Genomic DNA, 24,925 nt, shown 5'->3' with positions numbered 1-24,925 from the left:
CCCCTGATTGCCTTCAGCCGCGCAGGAAATCAAACGCCGCCAGCGCATGGACGCGCATCACGGCCTCGAGTTCCGCGATCTCCGCCCATTCGTCGGCGCCGCCCATGTTGTGGGGCGTCGGGCCATAGACGACGGTCGGCAGGCCGGCCATGCGGAACCAGCGGGCGTCGGAGCCGCCGACGCGCATGTTCACCGCGACGGTCCCGCCCAGCACCTCCTCCGCCGCGCGGTGCGCCAGGCGCACGATGGGCGCGTCGGGGTCGGTGTGGTTCGGCGCGAAGCGGCGCAGCACGCGCCAGGAGATGCCCGGCAGCCAGTCCAGCCCGGCATGCAGCGCCGCTTCCGCCGCCTCGCAGGTCACGCCCACGGGCAGGCGGATGTCGCAGGCGGCGCGCGCGGTCGCGGGCACCAGGTTGGGCGCGGTGCCGCCCTCGACCCGGCCGATGTTGACGGTGACGCGGCCGAGCACCTCCGCCTCCCCCGCGCCGGCGAGCGGCTCGCTGATCGGCTTGGCGTCGGCGATGGCGGCGATCACGGCCGGCGGGGCGGCGACCGGCAGGTCCACCAGGCGGGAGACGGCGTCGAGGGCCGCGCGCAGCCGGTCGATCGCGTTCTCCCCCAGATGCACATGCGCGCCATGGGCGGCGCGGCCGGCGGCCTCGACCTCGATCCAGAGGAAGCCCTTCTCCCCGAAGCGCAGCACGCGCGGGCTGCCGGCGTCGCCGATGATGACCGCGCCCGCCTGCGGCAGCCCCGGGACATGGTCGAGCAGCCACTTGGTGCCGAGCGGGCCCATGCTTTCCTCGTCCCCGGCCAGCGTCAGGATCGCCTCCCCCCGCCAGGCGGCGCGGTGCTCGGCGAGCAGGGCGAAGGCGAGGATGGAGGCGGCGATGCCCCCCTTCATGTCGGCCGCGCCGCGGCCGTACAGGCGCCCGTCCCGGACCTCCCCCCGCAGCGGATCGACGGTCCAGGGCAGCGCCTCGTTCACCGGATAGGTGTCCAGATGGCCGTTGAAGGCGAGGATCCGCCCCGGCCCGGCGCCGGCGATCCGGGCGACGACATTGGTCACCTCGGGGGAGGTCGCGTGCAGGCTGACCTCCGCGTCGGGCGCGAGGGTGCGGAGGATGACGGCCGCTTCCTCGGCCGCTGCGCGCACATCGCCCGGCGGGTTGGGGGATGGCACGGCCATCAGCCGGCGGGTCAGGGCGACGGTCTCGGCCGCGCGGGCATGGGCGGCGGCGGCGAAGGTGATGCGGGCGGGATCCATGGGGGGAACCTGTGCGCGGGCGGCACGGCGCGCAAGCCCATGCCTTCCGCCCGTCCGGGCGCTCTGCTACAGGCGCGCGCCTTCCTGCAGCCGGAGCGAGACCCCATGCGTATCGACGCCATCCCGATCGGCAAGGACCCGCCGAACGACGTCAACGTCATCATCGAGGTCCCGATCGGCGGCGAGCCCATCAAGTACGAGATGGACAAGGCGGCCGGCACGCTCTTCGTGGACCGCTTCCTGCACACGCCGATGCGCTATCCGGGCAATTACGGCTTCGTGCCGCACACGCTGTCCGAAGATGGCGACCCGATCGACGTGCTGGTGGCCAATACCCGCCCCATCGTGCCGGGCGCCGTCATTCGCGTCCGCCCGGTCGGCGTGATGAAAATGGAAGACGACGGCGGCGGGGATGAGAAGATCATCGCCGTCCCGGTGCCGAAACTGACCCTGCGCTACCAGCACGTCCATGAATACACGGACCTGCCCAGGATCACGATCGAGCAGATCCAGCACTTCTTCGAGCACTACAAGGACCTCGAACCCGGCAAGTGGGTGAAGTTCATCGGCTGGGGCAGCGCGGAGGAAGCGCGCCGGCTCATCACCGAGGCGATCGAGCGAGCCAAGGCCGCCTGACGTCTGGCGCGGGGGGCGCCGCCCGCCCCCCCGCGCCCTGCCCTGCCGCGGGCGCCCCGTTGCGCCCCCCGCCATTCCCCCGCCACTATGCGCCGCCCGCCCCAAGGCGGGCGTCATGCGGCCAGGAGACCGCGTCATTTTGGGGGAGTCCGTAAGTTGCTGACCGTCTGGTTGATCATCGTGATCGCGCTCGGGGCGTTGTCCATCGCCTACGGCGTCATCACCGCGAAGGACGTGCTGTCGCGCGATCCTGGCAATGAGCGCATGCAGGAGATCGCCAAGGCGATCCAGGAAGGTGCCAACGCCTACCTCAAGCGCCAGTACACCACCATCGCCATCGTCGGCGCGGTGCTGTTCGTGCTGGTGGCCTGGCGGCTCGGCCTCGCGGTCGCGATCGGCTTCCTGCTCGGCGCGGTGCTGTCGGGCGCGGCGGGCTTCATCGGCATGAACGTATCGGTCCGCGCCAACCTGCGCACGGCGCAGGCGGCGATCGGCTCGCTCGCGGGCGGGCTCGACGTCGCGTTCAAGTCCGGCGCGATCACGGGCATGCTGGTCGCCGGCGGCGCGCTGCTCGGCGTCGCGGTCTACTTCTTCCTGCTGGTCGTGATCGGCGGGCTCGATCCCAATGCCCGCACGGTGATCGACGCGCTGGTGGCGCTGGGCTTCGGCGCCTCGCTGATCTCGATCTTCGCCCGTCTCGGCGGCGGCATCTTCACCAAGGGTGCGGATGTGGGCGGCGACATGGTCGGCAAGGTGGAAGCCGGCATCCCCGAGGACGACCCACGCAACCCCGCCACCATCGCCGACAACGTGGGCGACAATGTCGGCGACTGCGCCGGCATGGCGGCCGACCTGTTCGAGACCTATGCCGTGACCATGGTCGCGACCATGGTGCTCGCCGCGATCGCGTTTGCCGGGACGGACTACCTCAAGGCGGGGATGATCTTCCCGCTGGCGATCGGCGCGGTCTGCGTCGTGACGTCCATCGCGGGCACCTATTTCGTGAAGCTGCCGGCGAACAACAACATCATGGGGGCGATGTACCGCGGCTTCGCGGTCACGGGCGTGCTGTCTCTGATCGCGCTGCTGCCGCTGTCCTACATCATCTTCGGCTTCGGCACGGCGACGGCGGCCGGCGCGTCCTTCGGCGCCTTCTCGCTGTTCCTGTGCGGCGTGGTGGGCCTCGCGGTCACCGGGCTGATCATCTGGATCACCGAGTACTACACGGGCACGAACTTCCGCCCCGTGAAGGCGATCGCGGAATCCTCGGTGACGGGCCACGGCACGAACGTGATCCGCGGCCTGGCCGTGTCGATGGAATCGACGGCGCTGCCCGCGCTGGTGATCATCTTCGGCGTGCTGATCGCCTATGGCCTCGCGGGGCTGTACGGCATCGCCATCGCGGTGACGACGATGCTGGCGCTGGCCGGCATGGTGGTCGCGCTCGATGCCTTCGGCCCGGTCACGGACAATGCCGGCGGCATCGCCGAGATGGCCGGCCTACCCAAGGAGATCCGGCAGACGACCGATGCACTGGATGCCGTGGGCAACACCACCAAGGCGGTGACGAAGGGCTACGCGATCGGCTCGGCGGCCCTGGGTGCCGTTGTGCTGTTCGCCGCCTATACGCAGGACCTGGCGTATTTCGCGGCGAACGCGACGCAGTACCCCTACTTCCAGGGCATGGGCGCGCTGACCTTCTCCCTGTCCAACCCCTATGTCGTCGTCGGCCTGCTGTTCGGCGGCATGCTGCCCTACCTGTTCGGCGGCATGGCGATGACGGCGGTCGGCCGCGCGGCGATGAGCGTGGTCGAGGAGGTCCGGCGCCAGTTCAAGGAAAAGCCGGGCATCATGCAGGGCACCGAGAAGCCGGATTACGGCCGCGCGGTGGACATGCTGACCAAGGCGGCGATCAAGGAGATGATCATCCCCTCGCTGCTGCCGGTGCTTTCGCCGCTGGTGGTCTATTTCGGCATCCTCGCGATCGGCGGGAAGGCCGCGGCCTTCGAGGCGCTGGGCGCGATGCTGCTGGGCGTGATCGTCACGGGCTTCTTCGTCGCGGTCTCCATGACCACCGGTGGTGGCGCCTGGGACAACGCCAAGAAGTACATCGAGGACGGCCACCATGGCGGCAAGGGCTCCGACGCGCACAAGGCGGCGGTGACCGGTGACACCGTCGGCGACCCGTACAAGGACACGGCCGGCCCGGCCGTGAACCCGATGATCAAGATCACCAACATCGTGGCGCTGCTGCTGCTCGCGATGCTGGCGCACTCGTAGCCTGCCTCAGGCGCCGGCGCCCGCATCCGCGGGCTTGGCTTTCGCGCCGTGCACTGGTGCGCCGGCGACCGGGGTCAGGTTGGGCGCGGTCGTCCCTTGCGCTCCCGGCCCGAGGCAGAGCCTCGGGCCGCCCGTGCGGGAGGCGGTCGACGAATGAATGGGGCCGGTGGAGCGATCCGCCGGCCCTTTTCGCGTCTTCGGGGTTGCACCGCGGCCGCCGCGGGCCTTGATTGGACCCATGCTGCGGCTGCTCGCCCTGATCCTCGCGCTCGCCACCGCCGCCCCTCCGGCGCGGGCGCTCGAATCCGCGCCCGTCACTTCGCCCCGCGCGACCGTCACCATCGTCGCCGACCGGGGGGCCATCACCCCGGGCGAGCCCTTCCGCTTGGCACTACGCCAACGCCTCGCCCCCGGCTGGCACACCTACTGGATCAATCCCGGCGATGCCGGCCAGGCGCCGGAGGTGACCCTCGCCCTGCCGGAAGGTGCCGCCGCCGCGCCCATGCGCTTCCCCGCGCCGCAGCGCATCCCCTTCGGCCCGCTGGTGAATTTCGGCTATGAGGGCGAGCCCGTCTTCATCATCCCCGTCACGCCCCCGGCCAGCCTGCGCCCGGGCGAGACCTTCACCGTCACGGCGGACGCCACCTGGCTCGTCTGCGAAAGCGTCTGCATTCCGGAGGAAGGGTCCTTCCGCCTCGACATCCCGGTCGAGGCGACGGCGCGGCCGGCCAACACCATGCTGTTCGCCGCGGCCGAGGCGGCCGAGGCGCGCCCGGGGCCCTTCGCCGTGCGCCTGGGCTTCGACGGGCCGCGCGGGGCGATCGAGGTCTCGGGCCCCGGCATCGCCCCCGGCGCGGTGCGGGACGCCTTCTTCTTCCCGGTCGAGCAGGGCGTGGTCGAGAACGCCGCGCCGCAGGTGCTCCGGCTGCGCGACGGGGCGCTGACGCTGACGCTTGCCCGCGGCCCGGCGCCGGCGCTGCCGGCGCGGGTGGAGGGCGTGCTCGCCATCACCGACGCCGCGGGGCTGCGCGGGGCCTACCTCGTCTCGGCCGAACCCGGCCCGGCGCCGGCCACGGGGGGCGGGCTGCCGCTGTGGCAGGCTGCGGTCTTCGCGCTGCTCGGCGGGCTGATCCTCAACCTGATGCCCTGCGTCTTCCCCATCCTCGCCATGAAGGCGGTCTCGCTCGCGCGGCTGTCCGGCGCGGCGCAGGGGGCCGTGCGGGCGCATGCGGCGTCCTACACGGCGGGGGTCGTGCTCTCCTTCCTCGCGCTCGGCGGGCTGCTGGTCGGGCTGCGGGCGGCGGGCGGGATCGCGGGCTGGGGCTTCCAGTTCACCTCCCCGGCCTTCGTCGCCGGCATGGCCTGGCTGATGCTCGCCGTCGGGCTGAACCTGTCGGGCGTCTTCGCCATGGGCGGGCCGGTCTCGGCGGGCGGGTCGCTCGCGGCGAAGGGGGGCCATGCGGGATCCTTCTTCACCGGCGCGCTGGCCGTGCTGGTGGCCACCCCCTGCACCGCGCCCTTCATGGCCGCGGCGATCGGCGCCGCGCTGGCGATGGGAACGATCGAGGCGCTTGCGGTCTTCGCCGCGCTCGGCCTGGGAATGGCGCTGCCCTACGCGCTGCTCGGCGTGGCACCCGGGCTGGCGCGGCTGCTGCCGCGGCCGGGCGCCTGGATGGACCGGCTGAAGCAGGGCCTCGCCTTCCCGATGTATGGCGCGGCCGCCTGGCTCGTGTGGGTGCTGGCGGAACAGGCCGGGCCCTCGGCGGTGCTGATGGTGCTGGTGGGCGGCGTGCTGATCGGCTTCGGCGCCTGGGCCTGGGGGATCGCGCAGGGCTCGGGCGGGCGGCTCGGCCGGCTGGCCGGCGCCGCGGCGCTGGTCGCGGCCCTCGCCCTGCTGCCGCTGGTCCAGGGCGCGACGCCGGCCGTCGCGCGCGGTGCGGAAGCGGGCCATGAACCATGGTCGGAAGGCCGCGTCGCCGCGCTGCGCGCCGAAGGGCGCCCGGTCTTCGTCAACCTGACCGCCGCCTGGTGCATCACCTGCAAGGTGAACGAGCGCATGGCGCTGGCGACGGATGGCGTGCAGCGCGCCTTCGCCGACCGCAACATCGCCTACCTGGTGGGCGACTGGACGCGCGGCGACCCGGCGATCAGCGCCCTGCTGCGCGCGCATCAGCGGGACGGCGTGCCGCTGTACCTGTTCTACCCCGCGGGCGGCGGCGCGCCGGCCGTGCTGCCGCAGATCCTGACCGAGGGGATCGTGCTGCAGGCGATCGCGGCCGGCCGCGAGGCGACCTGAGCAGCCCGACGATCACCCGCCGCGCCAGGGGCGCCGGCGCCTTGCCGTTCGCCTCGCTGGATCGGGCGCTGTCCGCCAGGACCGGCGGTCGCCGCATCGCCCGTGACGGCCGGGGCGGGGATGGCGACCACCCCGCCGTTACCACCAGATGTCGTGGATGGCGACCACCAGCTCCTGCTGCTGCCCGTCGTCGATGGTGAGTTCGTAGATCGCATCCGACCTCGCCAGCGCGGCCGGATCATCCATCGCGAGGCTGAAGAATGGCGTCGCGAGATCCTTGGGCAGGCCGAAGGCCTCGAACAGCAGAGCGCCGCCTTCACCCAGCAGCATGCCCGCGCCATCGCCCTCGACGCCGTCGAGCCGGTCGAGGAGCTTGCCCAGCTCGGCGACCTTGCCGTTCATCATGCCTTCGATCACCGCGCCCACGGCCTTGCCGAAATTGGCCGGGTCCAGCGCGATGGCGCCGACATCGGTGGTGCCGAGCAGGTCGGCCAGGATCGACTTCAGCAGCGCGCCGTCGTCGATCGGATCGCCGGACGACGCGTCCGGGTCGGAGAATTCCTTGGGCGACCCGTCCGGATTGTGCGTGTCCTCCCACTTCGTGAGGCCCTTCTTCGGCTCCGCGGGCGCCGCGCCCTTGTCGCCGGCGGTGTCGAGGCCGCCGAGATGCTCCGCCGCCTTGTAGACGGCGTAGACGATGGCGACGGCGACGAGAAAGATGATGATGCCGTTCTGCTGCCCTTCCGGCCCGCCATTGGCGAAGTGCGGCGCCGGCTCCTCCTTCGTCAGCTCGAGCAGGGAATTGTCGGGCGGCGGAACGTCCTCGGTCAGCGCGATGTCCCGGTTCGGATCGACCAGCGTGCCAGGATCGGCGCCGTCCGTCGGGTTCGTCACGCCGGGGGCGCGGCCGTCATTCGTCACCCAGTCGCCGGTCTTGGTCGGGCCGGCCAGGTGCTCGGTCGCCGTCCCTTCGCGGGGGGTGCCGTAGCCGCCGCCGGTCGCTTCGAAGATGGCCCATTCCAGGTCGATGGCCGAGAGATCGATGCCGCCGATCCCGGCCGGGCGCGTCGTGTCTGTGCCGGACATGCTGTCCTCCTCGCCGGGCGGGGGCGGTGCCGCGACATCGCGGCGACCAGCACCCCGGCCTCTGGGAGGAGCATGTCAGGCCGGCATCGATCCCCCTATGAAACGGGTCACCGCGCGAGATGCGGCGGCACGCGCAGCCCCAGCCGAAGCGGCACCGGCCAGACCTCCCGCACCGTGCGCAGCCGCTGGAAGCCGGCTGCGACATAGGCCGGCAGCGCGCGCGGATGGTCGGCGGTGCAGGTGTTGACCGTGACCGCCCCCCGCCCGGCCGCCCAGGCCGCGTCGACCGCGTGGCGGAGGAAGGCATGGCCGATGCCGGTGCCGATCGCCCAGGGCATCAGGCCGAAATAGGCGAGGTTCACCGCCTGCGGGTGCCGCCGGTCGAGCTCGTAGAACCCCGCCGGCTCGCCATCCTTCACCAGCACATGGATCGAGATGGCCGGCAGGGCGAGCAGTGCCGCGAGTTCCGCGTCGCTCGCGGTGCGCCGCATCCACCACAGCCAGGGCTCGCCGACCGTGTCGTACAGGTAGCGGTAGAAGGGGACGGAACAGCGCAGCGCCTGTTCGATGCGCAGCCCGGGCGGCAGGGGGCGCGGCGGGTCGGCGGGCGGCGCCTCCATGCGGAGGAAGGTGACGTCCACCGCCACCTCCTGCACCTGATCAGCGATCGTGGTCGCCATGCCTGCCCCCTCCTGCCGCCGCGCGAGTCTCGCGGCGCGGCGGGCCGCCGGTCAACCTTCATGCAGGGCGCACGAAGGAACGCCCTTCGTGCGCCCTGCATTCGGTGGCTTGTCTGGCGCGCGGCCGCCCCGCCAGCCCCGCGCGCGGTGCCCTTGGCATAAGGCCGAAGGCCTTTTGCCAAGGGACTCAGTTGTCGAGGAAGGAGCGCAGCTTCCGCGACCGGGACGGATGCTTCAGCTTGCGCAGCGCCTTGGCCTCGATCTGGCGGATGCGCTCGCGCGTCACGTTGAACTGCTGGCCCACTTCCTCGAGCGTGTGGTCGGTGTTCATGCCGATGCCGAAGCGCATGCGCAGCACGCGCTCCTCGCGCGGCGTCAGGCTGGCCAGCACGCGCGTCGTCGCCTCGCGCAAATTGGACTGGATCGCGGCATCCAGCGGGATGACCGCGTTCTTGTCCTCGATGAAGTCGCCCAGGTGGCTGTCCTCCTCGTCGCCGATCGGCGTCTCGAGGCTGATCGGCTCCTTGGCGATCTTCAGCACCTTGCGCACCTTCTCGAGCGGCATGCCGAGCTTCTCGGCCAGTTCCTCGGGCTGAGGCTCCCGGCCGATCTCGTGCAACATCTGGCGGCTGGTGCGCACCAGCTTGTTGATCGTCTCGATCATGTGCACGGGGATGCGGATAGTGCGTGCCTGGTCGGCGATGGACCGCGTTATGGCCTGGCGGATCCACCAGGTCGCGTAGGTGCTGAACTTGTAGCCGCGGCGGTACTCGAACTTGTCCACCGCCTTCATCAGGCCGATGTTGCCCTCCTGGATCAGGTCCAGGAACTGCAGGCCGCGGTTCGTGTACTTCTTGGCGATGGAGATCACGAGGCGGAGGTTGGCCTCGATCATCTCCTTCTTCGCCTGGGTCATGTCGCGCTCGCCGCGGCTGACCGTGGCGTAGACGCGCTTGAACTCGGCGATCGGCATGCCCGTCGTGTTCGCGACTTCCGCGATGCGGGAACGGATCTGCTCGACCTCATCGGCGTGCTTCTGCACGAAGGCCTTCCAGCCCTTGGCCGGCAGGGCGCCGACGCGCTCGATCCAGGCCGGGTCGAGCTCCGCGCCGCGCCAATGCGTGAGGAAGTCCTCGCGCTTGACCTTCTGGCTTTCGGCCAGCCGCAGCACCTGGCCCTCGAGCACCGTCAGCTTGCGGTTGAGGCCCTTGAGCTGGTCGACCAGCTCCTCGATGCGGTTGTTGTGGAGGTGCACCTTCTCGACGAGCGAGATCAGCTCGCGGCGCTGCTTCTCGTAGTTCTTCTCGCCGCGACCGACGAGTTCCTCGCCGGAGGTATAGGCCTCCATGCGCTTGTTCGAGAGCTTCGCCAGCTTGCCGTAGAGGCCCTCGATCTGCTCGAAGGTCGCGAGCACCTCGGGCTTCAGCTTCTCCTCGAGCGCGGAGAGCGAGAGGCCCATGCCCTCCCCTTCCTCGCCTTCCTCGAACTCCTCCTCGGCCGCCTCGGCGGCCGGCGCGCCGTCGGGGTTGCCGGCGGTCTGGGTGGCCTCGAGGTCGATCACGTCGCGCAGCAGCATGCGCGGCGGGGTCGCCTTCACCGCCTCATGCCAGCGCAGGATGGCCTGGAAGGTCAGCGGGCTCTCGCAGAGCCCGCCGATCATCATGTCGCGCCCGGCCTCGATGCGCTTGGCGATGGCGATCTCGCCCTCGCGGGAGAGCAGCTCGACGCTGCCCATCTCGCGCAGGTACATCCGGACCGGGTCGTCGGTGCGGCCGAGGGATTCCTCGTCGACGTTGCCGCCGGATTCCTCCTCCTCCCCGTCCTCGGCCTTGGCGGCGGGCTTGGCCACGGCCTCGCCGTCCTCGGTCTCCTCGGCCTCGACCACGTTGATGCCGGCCTCGCTCAGCATCGCCATGGTGTCCTCGATCATTTCCGAGGAGACCTGTTCCGAGGGCAGCACCGCGTTCAGCTCGTCGACGGTGACGTAGCCGCGCTCCTTGCCGCGGGCGATCAGCTTCTTGACGGCGGCGGACTGGGTGTCGAGCAGCAGGCCCTCGACCTGCTCGTCCCGCGTCTCGACCGTCTCAGCCCCTGCCGCCGACTTGCTCGCCATGCCGTATCCGCTCCGTCCAACGGTTTCGGGCATCCGGGGGTGCCGGATGCCCGAGAAAAAGTGCCTCTACCCTATGCGGCGTCGCCGGACGCACCCGCGGCCGCTTCCCCGCGCCGGACGGCGTCGAGCGCCTCCGACAACAGGATGAGCCGGCGTTGCGCGGCGGGATCGTTCGTCTCCGCCAGCATCCGCTGTGCTTCCTGCTGGTCCTCGATCAATTCCGCCTCGCCGCGCAGGCGGAGGAAGAAATGCCAGAAGCCTTCCTCGACCTCCCCGGGCAGGGCCTCGGCCCGCGCCGCGAGGGGCAGGCCGGCCGGCGACAAAGCCCAGGCCACGGCATCTTCCCATCCGCGTTGTTTCAGGTGGGCGATCAGGTCCTCGGAGTCAACCCGTTCGGCCGCGGGATGCCATGCGAGAATCGCGGCCCGAAGCTGCGCGGGGGGGCCATCGGGCAGGTCGAGCAGCCCGAGCGCCTCCTCCACCTGCGTCAGCAGCCAGGGATGGCGGAGGATGACGGCCAGCAGCATCCGCGCGCGCTCGGCCCGGATCGGGGCGGGCAGGATGGCCGGGCGGGGCGGCCGGCGGGCGGGCAGCGGCCGCCCGCCCTGCCCCTGCCTGGTGGCGGCGAAGAAGCGGTCGAGCAGGATGCGCCGGTATTCCGCAGACAGCGCCTTGTCGGCGATGGCCCCCGCCGCGCCGGTCAGCCGGTTGCGCAGCGCCGCGCGCTGTTCGGGCGTGGCCGCCGGGCGGCCCTCGGCGATCAGGCCGAACAGCGACTCCGACAAGGGCCGCGCCGCGTCCAGCACGGCCTGGAAGGCGGCAGCCCCCCCGCGCGCGGTCAGCGTGTCCGGGTCCTCCCCCGCCGGCAGGGTGGCCAGGCGCAGCGTCCGCTCGGTCGACACCAGCGGCAGCGCGGCTTCCGCCGCCCGGGCCGCGGCGCGCGCCCCGGCCGCGTCGCCGTCGAAGCACAGCACGGGTTCGGGCGAGAGCCGCCACAACTCCTCCAGCTGCTCGGCCGTCAGCGCGGTGCCGAGTGGGGCGACCGCGCCGGTGAAGCCCGCCTGGTGCAGGGCGATCACGTCCATGTAGCCCTCGACCGCGACCACCGTCGCGCCGCGGAAGGCCCCTTCCCGCGCCAGGTCCAGGGCATAGAGGCCCATCCGCTTGCGGAACAGCGGCGTCTCCGGGCTGTTCACGTATTTCGGCTGGCCGTCGCCCAGGATGCGCCCGCCGAAGGCGATGACCCGGCCGCGCCGGTCGCGGATGGGGAACATCACGCGGGCGAAGAAGAAGTCCCGCGGCGGGTCGCCGGCCTCCCCTTCCCGCAGCAGCCCGGCCTCGATCGCCTGCTCCTCGGTCACGCCCTCGGGCCGCAGGTCGGCCATCAGCGCGCCGCGCCCGGCCGGCGCCCAGCCCAGCATGAAGGCGCGGATCGTCTCCTCCCGCAGGCCCCGCCGAAGCAGGTAGTCGAGCGCCTGGCGCCCCTCGGGCAGGAACAGCCGGCGGTGATAGGCCTCGGCCGCCGCGGCCATGACGCCGTGCAGGTCGCGTGCGCGGCGGTCGCGCGCCGCCTCCTGCGGCGAGGGCCTGGGCACCTCCAGCCCCGCCTCGGCGGCGAGGCGCTCCACCGCCTCGGGGAAGGCCGCGCCCTCGCTGCGCATGACGAAGCTGATGGCATCGCCATGCGCGCCGCAGCCGAAGCAGTGGAAATGGTCGTCGTACACGTAGAAGGAGGGGGTCTTTTCCCCATGGAAGGGACAGCAGCCCTTCCAGTTGCGCCCCGACTTGGCGAGCCGCGTCTTCCGCCCGATCAGCGAGGGCAGCGGCGTGCGGGCGCGGAGCTCGTCGAGGAAGGCGGGGGGAAGGGCCATGGGCGGGCGACAGAGATTGCCCCCGCCGCCCCCGATTTGCACCCCCGCCGCGCGAGGTCTATCCAGCGCCCCTTTCCTGACAGGGACGACCGACAGACATGACCCCGGCCGAACGCGCCGCCGTGCAGGCGCATCTCCGTCGCCTTTTCGGCAACAACCGGATCGCCGTGACGGCGCCGGAGCGCAAGGGCGGCTCCACCGAGCTGAAGGTGGGCGACGAGTTCATCGGCACCATCCACCGCGACGCGGAGGATGGCGAGGTGTCCTACGCCGTGCAGATCGTGGTGCTGTCCGAAGACCTCGAGATGCCGAACTGACGCCGGCGCGGCGCGCGGCCGGTCAGGCCGCGAGCCGCCCGGCAAGCGCCGGCAGGTCCAGCAGGTCGAGCATCGCGGACGTGCCGCCCCGGCGCACCGGCTGCCCCGCGAGCAGCGACCCCGCCGCCGGGCGCGGCGGCCCATCGGGCGCGAGATGCTCGATGCCCGTCAGACGTTCCACCCGCAGCGCGACGCGCCCGCCCGGCAGGTCGGCCACCAGCAGGCGCTGATCGGGGCCTGCTTCCCCCAGCCGGCCGGTGAGCAGCCAGGTCAGGTCATAGAGCGGCAGCCACGCCTCGCGCAGCGCCACCTGGCCGAGCATGCCCGTGCGCGGCAGCGCGGTGCCGGCGAAGGGCGTGTCCGCCGGCAGCACCTGGCTGAGGGCGAGCAGCGGGACATGCAGCGCGCCGCCGGCCTCGACCGCGAGGAAGCTCGCGCGGCCGCCGCCCGCCCTGTCGTTCGCCGCGCCCGCGTCGAGCGCGAGCCCGTCATGCAGCCGCGCGAGGGAGCGCAGCAGCGGCAGCGCCGCGAGCCGCCCGGCGTCGAGCAGCAGCGGCGCGTCCTGCTCCCCGTCCCCCGGCAGGCGGAGGATGGCGTCGGCGACCCCGGTCGGGCTGACCGCGTGGCCCGGGAAGGGCGCGATCCGGTCGGCGGGGACGGCGCGCAGGCCGAGCACCTCATGCACCATCAGCCCGACCGTCGCGCCGCCGAGCCGCACGAGCAGCAGCCGCTCCGGCGCGTGGATGTGCGGCGGCAGGTCGAGCAGGCGGGCGAGGTCGACGACCGGCGCCGCCCCGCCGCGGTGGTCGACCGCACCGATATAGACCTCGCTGCGGAAGCCCGTCGGGCGCAGCGCCGGGGCGGGTTCGTGGCGCAGCGCCGCCGCGGCGTCGAGCGCGAAGCGGAAGCCGCCGGCACGCAGCAGCACGAAGCGCCGGTCGGCGACGCGCGCGGCGCCCGCCTCGCGCCGCGCCTCGGCGATCGCCGCGACGCCGGGAAGGTCGAGCAGCGCCTCGACATCGAGCAGATGCGTCAGGCGATCCCCGTCGCGCAGCAGGCCGACGACGCGCGGCGGGGGCGCGCCCGGCCCGGCGCGGCGCGCCTGCAGCCGCGCCGGGTCGAGCCGGCGCGTCCCGCGCAGCGCGTCGACCGCGATGCCGAGCCGCCCGGCCCTGCCGCGCAACACCGCGACGCGGCGGCCCGCCGCGGGCGGCGGCGCGCCCTCGAGGCCAAGCAGGCGCCGCGGCTCCAGCACCTCCAGCGCCTCGCCGCGCAGATCCATCAATCCGAGCGAGGCCGCCACCGGGTCCGGCGCCGCGCTGAAGCCGGACGGCCAGGCCAGCACCTCGGCGATGGCGGCGAGCGGGATGGCCAGGTCGTGGCCGGCCAGGCCGACCACGGCGTGGGTGGCGCTCACGCCGCGGCGCTGTCCGTGGCGCGGGCGGCAAGCGCGAGGTCGCGCACCGAGGTCTCGACCTCCCGCGCCGCGCGCAGCTGCTCGCCGGCGGCGCCGTCGATGCCGCCGATCGCGCCGGTGGTGCGGCCGACGCCGGCGACGATGGCCTCGAAGGCTTCCGCCGCGCGCTGCGTGACGTCCTTGCCGCTCTGCACGCGGCGCGCCGCCTGTTCGATCAGGCGCTGGATCTGGCGCGTCGCGTCGGCGGATTTCTCGGCCAGGCGGCGCACCTCGTCGGCGACGACGGAGAAGCCGAGCCCCTGTTCGCCGGCGCGCGCGGCCTCGATCGCGGCGTTGAAGGCGAGCAGGTTGGTCTGGGAGGCGATCTCCTCGATCACCGCGACGATGTCGGAGATGTCTGCGGAGGATTGCTCGATCATGCCGATCGCCTCGATCGAGCGGGACAGGGCGGCGACGCCGGCATTCGCCTCCTCCTGCGTCGCCTGGGCGAGGCCGTTCGCCTCCCGCGCATTGGCGGCGATGGCGTCGATGGCGCCGGTCAGGGACAGGATGGCGCCGCCGATCTCGGCGGTGCGGTCGCGGATGCGGTCCTCGAGCGCGACCTGGTCGCTGATGTCGGTGGCGAACTTCACCACCTTCGCCGGCCGGCCGTCATCGTCGAGCACGGGGTTGTAGGTCGCCTGGATCCAGACGCGCAGCCCGTGCTTGCCCAGGCGGAGGTAGCGGCCGCTGTGGAATTCCCCGCGGCCGAGCTTGACCCAGAAATCCCGGTAGGCGGTTGTGCCGACAAGATCCGGCGGGCAGAACAGGTTGTGGTGCTGGCCGACCACCTCCTCGGCCGTGTAGCCCATGACGGCGAGGAAATTCTCGTTCGCGTGCAGCACGCGCCCCTGGAGGTCGAACTCGATGACCGCCTGGGAGCGCTCGATGGCGGCGAGCTTGCCGGCGTCGTCCACGCGGCGGAGCCTGGCCGCGGTGACGTCGGCGGCGAACTTGACGATGCGGAAGGGGCGGCCCTCGGCGTCGAGCAGCGGGTTGTAGGTCGCCTGGATCCAGACCTTCCGCCCGCCCTTGCCCTTGCGACGGAATTCCCCGGCGACGAATTCCCCGGCGCGGAGGCGGCGCCAGAAGTCGCGGTAGTCGGCGGAGGCGACGAAGGCGTCGTCGCAGAAGACGCCGTGGTGGCGGCCGACCACTTCCTCCCACGCATAGCCCATGGCGCGGAGGAAATTCTCGTTGGCGTCGACGAGGTTGCCGTCCAGGTCGAACTCGGCGACCGCCTGGGACCGGTCGATGGCGGTCCGGTAGGGACCGCGGCGCCCGCCTCGGTCGACGGCGGCGGGCGATGCGGATTGGTGGATGTCCAAGGGACGACGTCCTCTCTCGACGCGGTTCGGCCCGGCGCTGGCCCGGCGATCGATCGTCGGGCCCGTCGGCCGCGAGCACGATGGGGAGGATGCGCCGCAAGAATGAACGAGGCGCTAACCGACTTCACCATCGGCACATTGATATTGTTGAGATTTCTCATCGGCTGTCACGCGTCGATGACGGAATGCGCCGTCCGAAATTTCGCACGCCCCGTCTATGGATGAAGCGATCCCGGACCCGCGTTCTCCGCCCGCCCCCCCGGAGAACATCATGGCCACGTTCAATTTCGACGCCCGCGTCCTGACAGGACGCAACTTCACCAACCGCGACCTGAACGGTTCCACCTTCAAGGACAGCGTCCTGACCGATATCCGCTTCACCAACGCGGACATCCAGGGCGGCAATTTCGAGAATTCGGTCTGGATCAACGTCAATGCCGCGGGGGCCGATTTCTCCGATGGCGGCGGGGCCTTCTCGCTCGCCGTCTTCAAGGGCGCGTCGCTGCAGAATGTGACGCTCGCCGGCGCCAACCTGACGGGCGCCGACCTGACGGAACTCAGCACCTTCGCCATCGACCTGACCGGGGCGAACCTGACCGACGCCGTCCTGGTCATGGCGACCCTGAGCGGGGACGGCGTGACCGGGGCGAAGCTCGCCCATGCGCGCTTCGACGGCGCGGACCTGACCATGGCGAGCCTGGCCGATGCCGACCTGACCGGGGCGAGCTTCCGCGGCGCCAAGATGATCGACACGAACCTCGAGGGCGTGCTGGTTGTCGGCACCGACTTCACCGGCGCGGACCTGACGAATGTCGGCTGGACCGATGCCGACATCTACGGCGCCATCTTCGACCTCGCGATCATGGTCGACATGTCCTGGACCGACACCGCCCCGGCGAACGGGGCGACGACGACGAATCTCAGCTTCCGTGGCGCCGACCTGACCGGCTTCTCGGCCGAGGACAGCAACTTCGCCGGCGCCGATTTCCGCGCCTATGACGCGAACCACCAGACCAAGGCGAACGGCGTGAACTTCGCCGACAGCAACCTTGCCGGCGCGCTGTTCACGAATGTCGAGGCGGTCGGCTCCTTCTTCGAGGATGCGGACCTGACGGGCGCTGATTTCCGCGGCGCCAGGCTGGCCGGCGCGAACTTCAACGGCGCCGACCTGACCGGGGCGGACTTCACGGGCGCGGACCTGACCGGGGCGATCCTGACCGAGGCGATCCTGACCGGCGCGATCTTCGCCGGCGCCAGGATGGAGAAGGCCGATCTCGGCCTCGCTTCCGGCGACGCGACGACGATCTTCACCGGTGCCGACCTCAGCGACGCGCGGCTCGATGTCTCCTCCTTCCTCGGCACGGATTTCCGGGATGCCGACCTGACCAGCGCGACCTTCATCTTCGCCAATGTCTCCGGCGCGCTGTTTGGGGATGGCGCGGACGCGGACAGCGACGGGGCGCGGCTGGTCAGCGCCAGCTTCATCGACGCGGACCTGATCGGCGCGAACCTCGACGCGGCGCTGGTGTTCGACGCCATCCTGTCCAAGGCGGACCTGACCGGCGTCTCGGCCGTGGGGACGGACTTCACCAGCGCCTCCTTCATCGACTCGCTGCTGGTCGGCGGGGACTTCCGGTCCGCGCGCCTGGTCAGCGCCGACCTCAGCAAGACCGACTTCACGGGGGCGGACCTGACCGCGGCCGACTTCACGAGCGGCATCTTCATCGATGCCGGGCTGACCGGTACCGCGGCCGACCGGTCGATCTTCAAGGACGCGGTGCTGACCAAGGCCGACTTCACCGGCGCGACGCTGATCGGTGCCGACCTGACGGGGGCGGACCTGACCGGGACAATCTTCTGAAAGGCCGGCGCGGGGCCGGGCGGGGGCGGTTCAAGGGGGCCGCATCCGCCCGGGCCGCAGCAGGGCAATGACGACGAGCGCGATCCCCATCAGCAGGAAGGGGATCGGCCAGAGCAGGTCCGGCCACGCCCGATGGCCATCGAAGCTCGCAGCATCCCGCGCCAGGCGCGGGTCCAGCGGGTCATAGACGACGGGCATCCGCTGGCCCGGCACCACGCGCGTGGCATCGACCATGTCGATGCTGCGAAACTCGACGGCGCTTCCATCGGCGGTCGTGAACCGGAACACCGGATAGGAGGCGATGCGTGGCTCGAGCCAGAGGTGGCGGGCGTTGCGGTCTTCATGTTCGACCCGCACCACCTCCGCTTCGGTCCGAACGCCGCGGGTCTCCAGGGCATGCCGGTCGCGCGCCTGGGTGTAGAGCATCCCGGCGACCATGCACGCGACGAGCAGCCCCAAGGCCGCCATGCCCCAGCGCGGCCGGGGCGACGGCAGGGGCGGGGCCTCCCGGCGCCGGCGCGGCCTGGGCGGTCGGTGCGGCCGGCGGCTGCGCCCCATCGATGCTTCAGCCGCCCAGGCGCGCCTTCACCATCGGCCCGGCCTTGGCCATGTCGAGCGTCGCGGCGTGCTGGGCGCGGAGTGCCGCCATCACCTTGCCCATCTCCTTGATGCTCGCCGCGCCGGTCTCGGCGATCGCGGCGTCGATCGCGGCGGCCATGGCGGCCTCGTCCATCTGCTGGGGGAGGAAGGATTCGATCACCGCGATCTCGGCTTCCTCCTTCGCGGCCAGCTCCTCCCGCCCGCCCTGGCGGTACATGCCCACGGATTCGGCGCGGGACTTCGCCATGCCGCGCAGCATGGCGACGATGCCGGCATCGTCCACCGGCGGGCCCGGGCGGGCGGCGATGTCGGTGTCCTTCAGCTTCGCCTGGATCATGCGCAGCGTGGACACGCGCGCGGCTTCCCCGGCGCGCATCGCGGCCTTGAGTTCTTCCATGAAACGGTCGCGGAGCGACATGGCGGCCTCCTGATCTACGTGGCGCGATATAGCGCGCCCCGGACCTGGGAGGAAATTTCCCATCGCGCTGATTCGCCTTGCCCTGGGAATTCCCTTCCCGGTATCAGGGCGCCCATGCGCACCGTGGAAGAGATCATCAGCCTGCTCGGCGGACCCGAGGCGGCGGCGACCCGTTGCGGCGTCGGCACCGAGGCGATCCGGAAATGGCGCCAGGCGCGCGCCATCCCGGCGAAGCACTGGCCCGCCGTCCTCGCCGCGACCGGCCTGCCGCTGTCCGACCTTCCCGGCGCCCCCGCCGACACGACCCGAACGGAGCCCCCCATGGCCGCCACCGCCGAGACCCCGCCCGAAGGGGCGACGGGCTGCCTCGTCCTCGCCGACGGGACCATCTTCTGGGGCCGCGGCTTCGGCGCCGAGGCCGCCATGGTCGGCGAGATCTGCTTCAACACCGGCATGACCGGGTACCAGGAGACGCTGACCGACCCGTCCTATGCCGGGCAGGTCATCACCTTCACCTTCCCCCATATCGGCAATGTCGGCACCAATGCCGAGGACCTGGAGAGCATCACGCCCGCCGCGCGCGGCCTGATCGTCAAGCAGGACGTGACCGAGCCCGCCAATTGGCGGTCCACGAAGCATCTCGACGCCTGGCTGAAGTCGCACGGCATCCCGGGCCTGGCGGGCATCGACACGCGGGCGCTGACCGCGCGCATCCGCGACGGCGGCGCGCCGAACGGTGTCGTCTGCCACAGCGCGGATGGCCGCTTCGACATCGCGGCGCTCAAGGCCCAGGCCGCCGGCTGGCCGGGGCTCGAAGGGATGGACCTGGCGAAGGAGGTCACCTGCCGCCAGTCCTTCGGCTGGGACGAGACGGAATGGGCCTGGCCGGCAGGCTTCGGCCGGCAGTCCGCGCCGCGCTTCAAGGTCGTCGCCGTGGATTACGGCGCGAAGCGCAACATCCTGCGCTGCCTCGCCTCGGCGGGCTGCGAGGTGGTGGTGGTGCCGGCGACGACGACGGCCGATGAGATCCTCGCCCACAAGCCGGACGGCGTGTTCCTCTCGAACGGCCCGGGCGACCCGGCGGCGACCGGCGCCTACGCCATCCCCGCGATCCGCGGCGTGCTCGACAAGCGCGTGCCGGTGTTCGGGATCTGCCTGGGGCACCAGCTGCTGGCCCTCGCGCTGGGGGCCAAGACCTACAAGCTCGCGCGCGGGCATCGCGGCGCGAACCAGCCGGTGAAGGACCTCGAGACCGGCAAAGTCGAGATCACCTCCCAGAACCACGGCTTCGCGGTCGATCCGAAGACGCTGCCGGCGAATGCGAAGGTCACGCATGTCTCGCTGTTCGACGGCACGAACGAAGGCATCGCCGCGACCGACCGGCCGGCCTTCTCCGTGCAGTACCACCCGGAGGCGAGCCCTGGCCCGTCCGACAGCCACTACCTGTTCCACCGCTTCGTCGAGATGATCGAAAGGAACCGCGCGTGATGTTCGACCTGTCCGGGCGCGCCGCCCTCGTCACCGGCGGCAATGGCGGCATCGGGCTCGGCTTCGCGCGCGGCCTGGCCCGCGCGGGCGCGGCCGTGATGGTCGCCGGGCGCAACGCCGAGAAGAACGCGGCGGCCGTCGCCGAGCTGAAGGCGCTGGGGGCGAAGGCCGACAGCGTGACGGTGGACGTGACGGACGAGGCGTCCATCCGCGCGATGGTCGCGACGACGGCCGAACGCCTCGGGCGGCTCGACATCCTGGTCAACAACGCCGGCACCAACATCCGCAACCGGCCCGAGGTCTACCGGATGGAGGATTGGCACACGGTGCTGTCCACCAACCTGACGTCGGGGATGATCGCGGCGCAGGCGGCGCATCCCTGGCTGAAGAAGGGCGGCGTCGGGCGCGTGATCAACAACGGCTCAATGCTGTCGATCTTCGGCCTGCCCTTCCATGCCGCCTATGGCGCATCGAAGGGCGGCGTGGTGCAGATGACCAAGAGCATGGCGGTGGCCTGGGCGCAGGACGGCATCACGGTGAACGTGATCCTGCCCGGCTGGATCGACACCGACCTGACGAGGAAGGCACGCCAGGACATGGCGACGCTGCACGACGACGTGCTGCGGCGGTCCCCCGTCAAGCGCTGGGGCACGCCGGGGGATTTCGAGGGGGTCGCGGCCTTCCTCGCTTCCGACGCGGCGGCCTTCATCACGGGCGTGGCGATCCCGGTGGATGGCGGGTTCTCGGTCCACGGCTGATGCCCCCGATCGAGACCCTGCTGGTCTTCGCCGCGCTGTCCTTCGGGCTCGCGGCGACGCCCGGGCCGAACATGCTCTACCTCGTCTCCCGCGCGCTCGCGCAGGGGACGGGGGCGGGCATGATCTCGCTCGTGGGCTGCCAGTGCGGGTCGCTCGTCATCATGCTGTGCGCTGCGGCGGGGCTGACGGCCGCGCTGTTCGCCGTGCCCTATGCCTGGGACGTGCTGCGGATCGGCGGGGCGGCGTATCTGATGTTCCTCGCCTGGCAATGCGTGCGCCCGGGCGGGCAGCCGATCTTCGCGCCGCGCGCCATGCCGCAGGAACCGGCCGCGCGCCTGTTCTCGGTGGGCTTCGCCACCGCGGCGCTGAACCCCAAGGTCGCGATCTTCTACGTGGCGGTGCTGCCGCCCTTCATCGACCCCGCGCTTGGCAGCGTCTTCGTGCAGGGCGCGATCCTGGGCGCGGTGCAGATCGGCGTCGCGATCGTCTTCGACGGGCTGCTGGTGTACGGCGCGGCGGGTGTGGCGCGCTTCCTCGGCACGCGGCCGGGCTGGATGGCGGCGCAGCGCTGGATCCTCGGCGGCGCGCTGGCGCTGATCGCGGTGAAGCTCGCGACGGAGAGCCGGGCATGAATCTCGGCGTCGCCGGCCTCTTCGCGCTCGCCTATTCGGGCCTCGTGCTCTTCGCGCTGGCGCACAGCCTGCGCAAGATCTTCCCGCCGATGCGCGCCGCGCTGACCGCCTTCGCGCTCTCCGCGACCGTGCATGGCGCGACGACGCTGTTCGCCGGGGACGAGGGCGGCATGGCCCTGGCCTTCTGGGCGGTGCCGCATCTGCTGGTCCTGCCGCTGTTGCTGCTGAGCGCGCGGCGCCAGGCGGCGCGCGCCGCGGATGGCCGCTGATGTACTACGGCCTCGACGCCCTGGCGCATGGCGCCGTCGCCGCGCTGGTCGCGCTGCTTCCGGCCCTCCTGCTGTTCTGGCGCATCACCGCGCCGCTCGCCGCCGGGCCGCGCGCGCTGCGCCCCTTCGTCACCGGCTGCGCCGCCTTCGGCGTCGTGATGGCGGTCGCGGGCACCTACGCGCTGGGCTTCGAGCGCAGCGGCTTCGCCGACGAGGCGATGGGCGGCGCGCTCATCGCCGGCGGCGCCGCGATCCTCGTCGCCTTCCTCATCCTCCTACTCCTGCCGCGGAAAGCCTGACCCCATGCCGAAGCGCACCGACATCAAGTCCATCCTCATCATCGGCGCCGGCCCGATCGTCATCGGCCAGGCCTGCGAGTTCGACTATTCCGGCGCCCAGGCCTGCAAGGCGCTGCGCGCGGAGGGCTACCGCGTCATCCTGGTGAACTCGAACCCGGCCACGATCATGACCGATCCGGGGCTGGCGGACGCGACCTACATCGAGCCCATCACGGTCGAGATCGTCGAGAAGATCATCGCCAAGGAGCGCCCGGACGCGCTGCTGCCGACCATGGGCGGGCAGACCGCGCTCAACACCTCGCTCAAGCTCGCCGAGGCCGGCATCCTCGCGAAGTATGGCTGCGAGCTGATCGGCGCCAAGGCCGAGGTCATCGACAAGGCCGAGGACCGCCAGAAGTTCCGCGACGCCATGGCCAAGATCGGCATCGAGAGCCCGCGCAGCGAGATCGCCCACACCATGGCCGAGGCCGCGGACGCCCTGAAGAAGGTCGGCCTGCCCTGCGTCATCCGCCCATCCTTCACCCTGGGCGGCACCGGCGGCGGCATCGCCTACAACCGGGAGGAGTTCGAGCAGATCGTCTCCGCCGGCCTCGCCGCCTCCATGACCACCGAGGTGCTGATCGAGGAGAGCGTGCTGGGCTGGAAGGAGTTCGAGATGGAGGTGGTCCGCGACCGCGCGGACAACTGCATCATCATCTGCTCCATCGAGAACCTGGACGCGATGGGCGTGCACACCGGCGACAGCGTGACCATCGCGCCCGCGCTGACGCTGACCGACAAGGAATACCAGCGGATGCGCGACGCCTCGATCGCGTGCCTGCGCGAGATCGGCGTCGACACCGGCGGGTCGAACGTGCAGTTCGGCATCAACCCCGCCGATGGCCGCATGGTCATCATCGAGATGAACCCGCGCGTGTCGCGCAGTTCGGCGCTGGCGTCGAAGGCCACGGGCTTCCCCATCGCCAAGGTCGCGGCGAAGCTCGCCGTCGGCTACACGCTGGACGAGCTGCAGAACGACATCACGAAGGTCACGCCGGCCTCCTTCGAGCCGACGATCGACTACGTCGTCGTGAAGATCCCGCGCTTCACCTTCGAGAAGTTCCCCGGCACGCCGGCGACGCTGACCACCTCGATGAAGTCGGTGGGCGAGACCATGGCGATCGGCCGGTCCTTCGCCGAAGCCCTGCAGAAAGGGCTGCGCGGGCTGGAGACGGGGCTGTCGGGCCTGGATGACGTGCCGGTGCCGGGCGACGGTTCCGCGCAGGCCTTCCACGCCGCGCTCGCCACCCCGCGGCCCGACCGCGTGCTGATGGCCGCGCAGGCGATGCGCGCGGGCGTGTCGCTCGAGGAGATCCACGAGGCTTCGAAGTTCGACCCCTGGTTCCTGCGCGAGGTCGAGAAGGTCGTCGCCGCCGAGCGCGAGGTGCTGTCGGGCGGCCTGCCGCAGAACGCCACCGCGCTGCGGCGGCTCAAGGCGCTCGGCTTCTCGGATGCGCGGCTGGCGAAGCTCGCCGGGGTGAAGGACGCGGATGTCGCCGCGCTGCGCGGCCGGCTCGGCGTGCAGCCGGTCTACAAGCGCATCGACACCTGCGCGGCGGAATTCGCCTCCGAGACGCCCTACATGTACTCGACCTACGAGGGCGGCATCGGCGTCCCGGCCTGCGAATCCCGCCCCACGGCGCGGCAGAAGATCATCATCCTCGGCGGCGGGCCGAACCGCATCGGCCAGGGCATCGAGTTCGACTATTGCTGCGTCCACGCCGCCTATGCGCTGAAGGAGGCCGGGTTCGAGACCATCATGGTCAACTGCAACCCGGAGACCGTCAGCACCGACTACGACACCTCCGACCGCCTGTACTTCGAGCCGCTGACGGCCGAGGACGTGATCGCCCTGATCCGCAAGGAGCAGGAGAGCGGGGAGGTGCTGGGCTGCATCGTGCAGTATGGCGGGCAGACGCCGCTCAAGCTCAGCCAGGCGCTGCACAAGGCCGGCATCCCGATCCTGGGCACCAGCGCCGAGGCGATCGACATCGCCGAGGACCGCGAGCGCTTCCAGCTGCTGCTGCGCGGGCTCGGCCTGCGCCAGCCGCAGAACGGCACGGCGCGCACGCTGGACGAAGCGGTGAGCGAGGCGAACCGCATCGGCTACCCGGTCGTCGTCCGCCCCTCCTACGTGCTCGGCGGCCGCGCGATGGAGATCGCCTACAACGACGAGCAGCTGCGCCGCTTCGGGGCGGAGGCGGTGAAGGTCTCGGGCGAGAACCCGATCCTGATCGACCAGTACCTGCAGGACGCGATCGAGGTCGATGTCGACTGCATCTGCGACGCCGACGGGAAGGTCTACGTCGCCGGCGTGATGGAGCACATCGAGGAGGCCGGCATCCATTCCGGCGATTCCGCCTGCTCCCTGCCGCCCTATTCCCTGCCGCCGGCGATCGTGACCGAGCTGAAGGCCGAGACGGAGGCGATGGCCCGCGCGCTCAAGGTCCAGGGGCTGATGAACGTGCAGTACGCGGTCAAGGACGGGGAGATCTTCGTCCTCGAGGTGAACCCGCGCGCCTCCCGCACCGTGCCCTTCGTGGCGAAGGCGACGGGCGTGCCGGTGGCCAAGATCGGCGCCCGCGTCATGGCCGGCACCCGGCTCGCGGAGTTCAACCTCGATGACGACGCCGTCTCCCGCCACGTCGCGGTGAAGGAGGCGGTCTTCCCCTTCAACCGCTTCCCCAACGTGGATGTGATCCTAGGGCCGGAGATGAAGTCGACGGGGGAGGTGATGGGCCTCGACCTGTCCTTCGAGCGGGCCTTCCTCAAGTCCCAGCTCGGCGCGGGGGTGAAGCTGCCGGAAGCCGGGACCGCCTTCATCTCGGTCAAGGAAAGCGACAAGGCGGCGGCGGTGACCATGGCGCGCCGGCTGGCCGAGATGGGCTTCCGGATCGTGGCGACCCGCGGCACCGCGGCCCGCATCCGGGAGGCGGGGCTGGAGGTCGCGGTGATCAACAAGGTGCTGGAAGGCCGGCCGCATTGCGTGGACGCGATCAAGTCGGGCGACATCCAGCTCGTGATCAACACCACGGGGGGCGGGCAGTCGGTGGCGGACAGCTTCGACATCCGCCGCAGCGCCCTCACTCACGGGATTCCGCACTACACGACGGCGGCGGGCGCGAGGGCGGCGGTCCACGCGATTGCGGCCCTGAAGGCCGGAACCCTTGATGTGGCGCCCCTGCAAGCGTATTTTGCTACGCCGTTCTGACCGCAAGGGGGCCTTCCGGG

The 24,925-nt window shown here is 71.4% G+C and carries 19 protein-coding genes and 1 pseudogene; 11 read left to right on the top strand and 9 right to left on the bottom strand.

Going from position 1 to position 24,925, the window contains the following annotated elements:
- Nucleotides 1-13: 13 nt before the first annotated feature.
- Nucleotides 14-1,267: a M20/M25/M40 family metallo-hydrolase gene (locus J5Y09_RS07560; protein WP_209351143.1), complete on the bottom strand. Its 1,254-nt coding sequence runs from the start codon at nucleotides 1,265-1,267 to the stop codon at nucleotides 14-16.
- Nucleotides 1,268-1,372: 105 nt separating this feature from the next.
- Between J5Y09_RS07560 and ppa the strand changes: the two genes are divergently transcribed.
- From ppa to J5Y09_RS07545, 3 genes are all read left to right on the top strand, one after another.
- Complete coding sequence (gene ppa, locus J5Y09_RS07555; protein ID WP_209351142.1) at nucleotides 1,373-1,903, top strand: inorganic diphosphatase; 531 nt, start codon at nucleotides 1,373-1,375, stop codon at nucleotides 1,901-1,903.
- Nucleotides 1,904-2,059: 156 nt separating this feature from the next.
- Complete coding sequence (locus tag J5Y09_RS07550) at nucleotides 2,060-4,183, top strand: sodium-translocating pyrophosphatase (protein ID WP_245216909.1); 2,124 nt, start codon at nucleotides 2,060-2,062, stop codon at nucleotides 4,181-4,183.
- Between the two features lie 238 nt (nucleotides 4,184-4,421).
- Nucleotides 4,422-6,479: a protein-disulfide reductase DsbD family protein gene (locus J5Y09_RS07545; RefSeq protein WP_209351140.1), complete on the top strand. Its 2,058-nt coding sequence runs from the start codon at nucleotides 4,422-4,424 to the stop codon at nucleotides 6,477-6,479.
- 138 nt (nucleotides 6,480-6,617) lie between these two features.
- Here J5Y09_RS07545 and J5Y09_RS07540 read toward each other — a convergent pair whose 3' ends face one another.
- The 4 genes from J5Y09_RS07540 to dnaG form a co-directional block, all read right to left on the bottom strand.
- Nucleotides 6,618-7,565: a hypothetical protein gene (locus J5Y09_RS07540; RefSeq protein WP_209351139.1), complete on the bottom strand. Its 948-nt coding sequence runs from the start codon at nucleotides 7,563-7,565 to the stop codon at nucleotides 6,618-6,620.
- Nucleotides 7,566-7,672: 107 nt separating this feature from the next.
- A complete protein-coding gene (locus J5Y09_RS07535) occupies nucleotides 7,673-8,245 on the bottom strand; it encodes a GNAT family N-acetyltransferase (RefSeq protein ID WP_209351138.1) in 573 nt (190 codons plus the stop codon).
- A gap of 187 nt (nucleotides 8,246-8,432) precedes the next feature.
- On the bottom strand, nucleotides 8,433-10,358 hold the full coding sequence (gene rpoD / locus J5Y09_RS07530; RefSeq protein WP_209351137.1) for an RNA polymerase sigma factor RpoD: 1,926 nt from the start codon (nucleotides 10,356-10,358) through the stop codon (nucleotides 8,433-8,435).
- Between the two features lie 71 nt (nucleotides 10,359-10,429).
- Nucleotides 10,430-12,229 (bottom strand): DNA primase, encoded by a 1,800-nt coding sequence (dnaG, locus tag J5Y09_RS07525; protein WP_209351136.1) that lies wholly within the window; start codon nucleotides 12,227-12,229, stop codon nucleotides 10,430-10,432.
- 98 nt (nucleotides 12,230-12,327) lie between these two features.
- Here dnaG and J5Y09_RS07520 point away from each other — a divergent pair, with 98 nt between their 5' ends.
- A complete protein-coding gene (locus tag J5Y09_RS07520) occupies nucleotides 12,328-12,546 on the top strand; it encodes a DUF3126 family protein (RefSeq protein WP_198371244.1) in 219 nt (72 codons plus the stop codon).
- A gap of 22 nt (nucleotides 12,547-12,568) precedes the next feature.
- On the opposite strand, the gene J5Y09_RS07515 is transcribed toward J5Y09_RS07520, so the two are convergent.
- Together J5Y09_RS07515 and J5Y09_RS24560 are read right to left on the bottom strand one after the other, a co-directional pair.
- The gene (locus tag J5Y09_RS07515; protein ID WP_209351135.1) at nucleotides 12,569-13,963 is read right to left on the bottom strand and encodes a chemotaxis protein CheW; all 1,395 of its coding nucleotides are present in this window, start codon (nucleotides 13,961-13,963) and stop codon (nucleotides 12,569-12,571) included.
- Nucleotides 13,964-14,061: 98 nt separating this feature from the next.
- Nucleotides 14,062-15,258 (bottom strand): annotated as a pseudogene (locus tag J5Y09_RS24560) (methyl-accepting chemotaxis protein); the annotation flags it as partial.
- Nucleotides 15,259-15,601: 343 nt separating this feature from the next.
- Between J5Y09_RS24560 and J5Y09_RS07505 the strand changes: the two are divergent.
- The gene (locus tag J5Y09_RS07505; RefSeq protein ID WP_209351133.1) at nucleotides 15,602-17,191 is read left to right on the top strand and encodes a pentapeptide repeat-containing protein; all 1,590 of its coding nucleotides are present in this window, start codon (nucleotides 15,602-15,604) and stop codon (nucleotides 17,189-17,191) included.
- A 30-nt stretch (nucleotides 17,192-17,221) separates the two neighbouring features.
- On the opposite strand, the gene J5Y09_RS07500 is transcribed toward J5Y09_RS07505, so the two are convergent.
- Entirely contained in the window at nucleotides 17,222-17,650 is a 429-nt protein-coding gene (locus J5Y09_RS07500) for a DUF3592 domain-containing protein (protein ID WP_209351132.1), read from the bottom strand.
- A 106-nt stretch (nucleotides 17,651-17,756) separates the two neighbouring features.
- Complete coding sequence (locus J5Y09_RS07495; RefSeq protein ID WP_209351131.1) at nucleotides 17,757-18,209, bottom strand: GatB/YqeY domain-containing protein; 453 nt, start codon at nucleotides 18,207-18,209, stop codon at nucleotides 17,757-17,759.
- A gap of 114 nt (nucleotides 18,210-18,323) precedes the next feature.
- On the opposite strand from J5Y09_RS07495, the gene carA reads away from it, so the two are divergent.
- The 6 genes from carA to carB are packed head-to-tail and all read left to right on the top strand — an operon-like array spanning nucleotide 18,324 to nucleotide 24,905.
- A complete protein-coding gene (gene carA / locus J5Y09_RS07490; protein ID WP_209351130.1) occupies nucleotides 18,324-19,697 on the top strand; it encodes a glutamine-hydrolyzing carbamoyl-phosphate synthase small subunit in 1,374 nt (457 codons plus the stop codon).
- Complete coding sequence (locus tag J5Y09_RS07485) at nucleotides 19,697-20,455, top strand: SDR family NAD(P)-dependent oxidoreductase (protein WP_209351129.1); 759 nt, start codon at nucleotides 19,697-19,699, stop codon at nucleotides 20,453-20,455. The genes carA and J5Y09_RS07485 overlap by 1 nt, the downstream gene beginning before the upstream one ends.
- The gene (locus J5Y09_RS07480) at nucleotides 20,455-21,087 is read left to right on the top strand and encodes a LysE family translocator (RefSeq protein ID WP_209351128.1); all 633 of its coding nucleotides are present in this window, start codon (nucleotides 20,455-20,457) and stop codon (nucleotides 21,085-21,087) included. Before J5Y09_RS07485 ends, J5Y09_RS07480 begins: the two co-directional genes overlap by 1 nt.
- Complete coding sequence (locus J5Y09_RS07475) at nucleotides 21,084-21,356, top strand: hypothetical protein (RefSeq protein ID WP_209351127.1); 273 nt, start codon at nucleotides 21,084-21,086, stop codon at nucleotides 21,354-21,356. The genes J5Y09_RS07480 and J5Y09_RS07475 overlap by 4 nt, the downstream gene beginning before the upstream one ends.
- Nucleotides 21,356-21,655 carry a hypothetical protein gene (locus J5Y09_RS07470; RefSeq protein WP_209351126.1) on the top strand — a complete coding sequence of 100 codons (300 nt, stop codon included), beginning with the start codon at nucleotides 21,356-21,358 and terminating at the stop codon, nucleotides 21,653-21,655. The genes J5Y09_RS07475 and J5Y09_RS07470 overlap by 1 nt, the downstream gene beginning before the upstream one ends.
- Before the next feature lie 4 nt (nucleotides 21,656-21,659).
- Nucleotides 21,660-24,905, top strand: coding sequence for a carbamoyl-phosphate synthase large subunit (gene carB / locus J5Y09_RS07465; protein ID WP_209351125.1), 3,246 nt, complete (start codon nucleotides 21,660-21,662; stop codon nucleotides 24,903-24,905).
- Nucleotides 24,906-24,925 lie beyond the last annotated feature (20 nt).

Origin of the sequence: Roseomonas nitratireducens, from assembly GCF_017813355.1 — a bacterium.
GTDB classification, from domain to species: domain Bacteria; phylum Pseudomonadota; class Alphaproteobacteria; order Acetobacterales; family Acetobacteraceae; genus Neoroseomonas; species Neoroseomonas nitratireducens.
The sequence above is the reverse complement of the archived record's forward strand: the minus strand, read 5'-3'. Positions and strand labels throughout refer to the sequence as shown.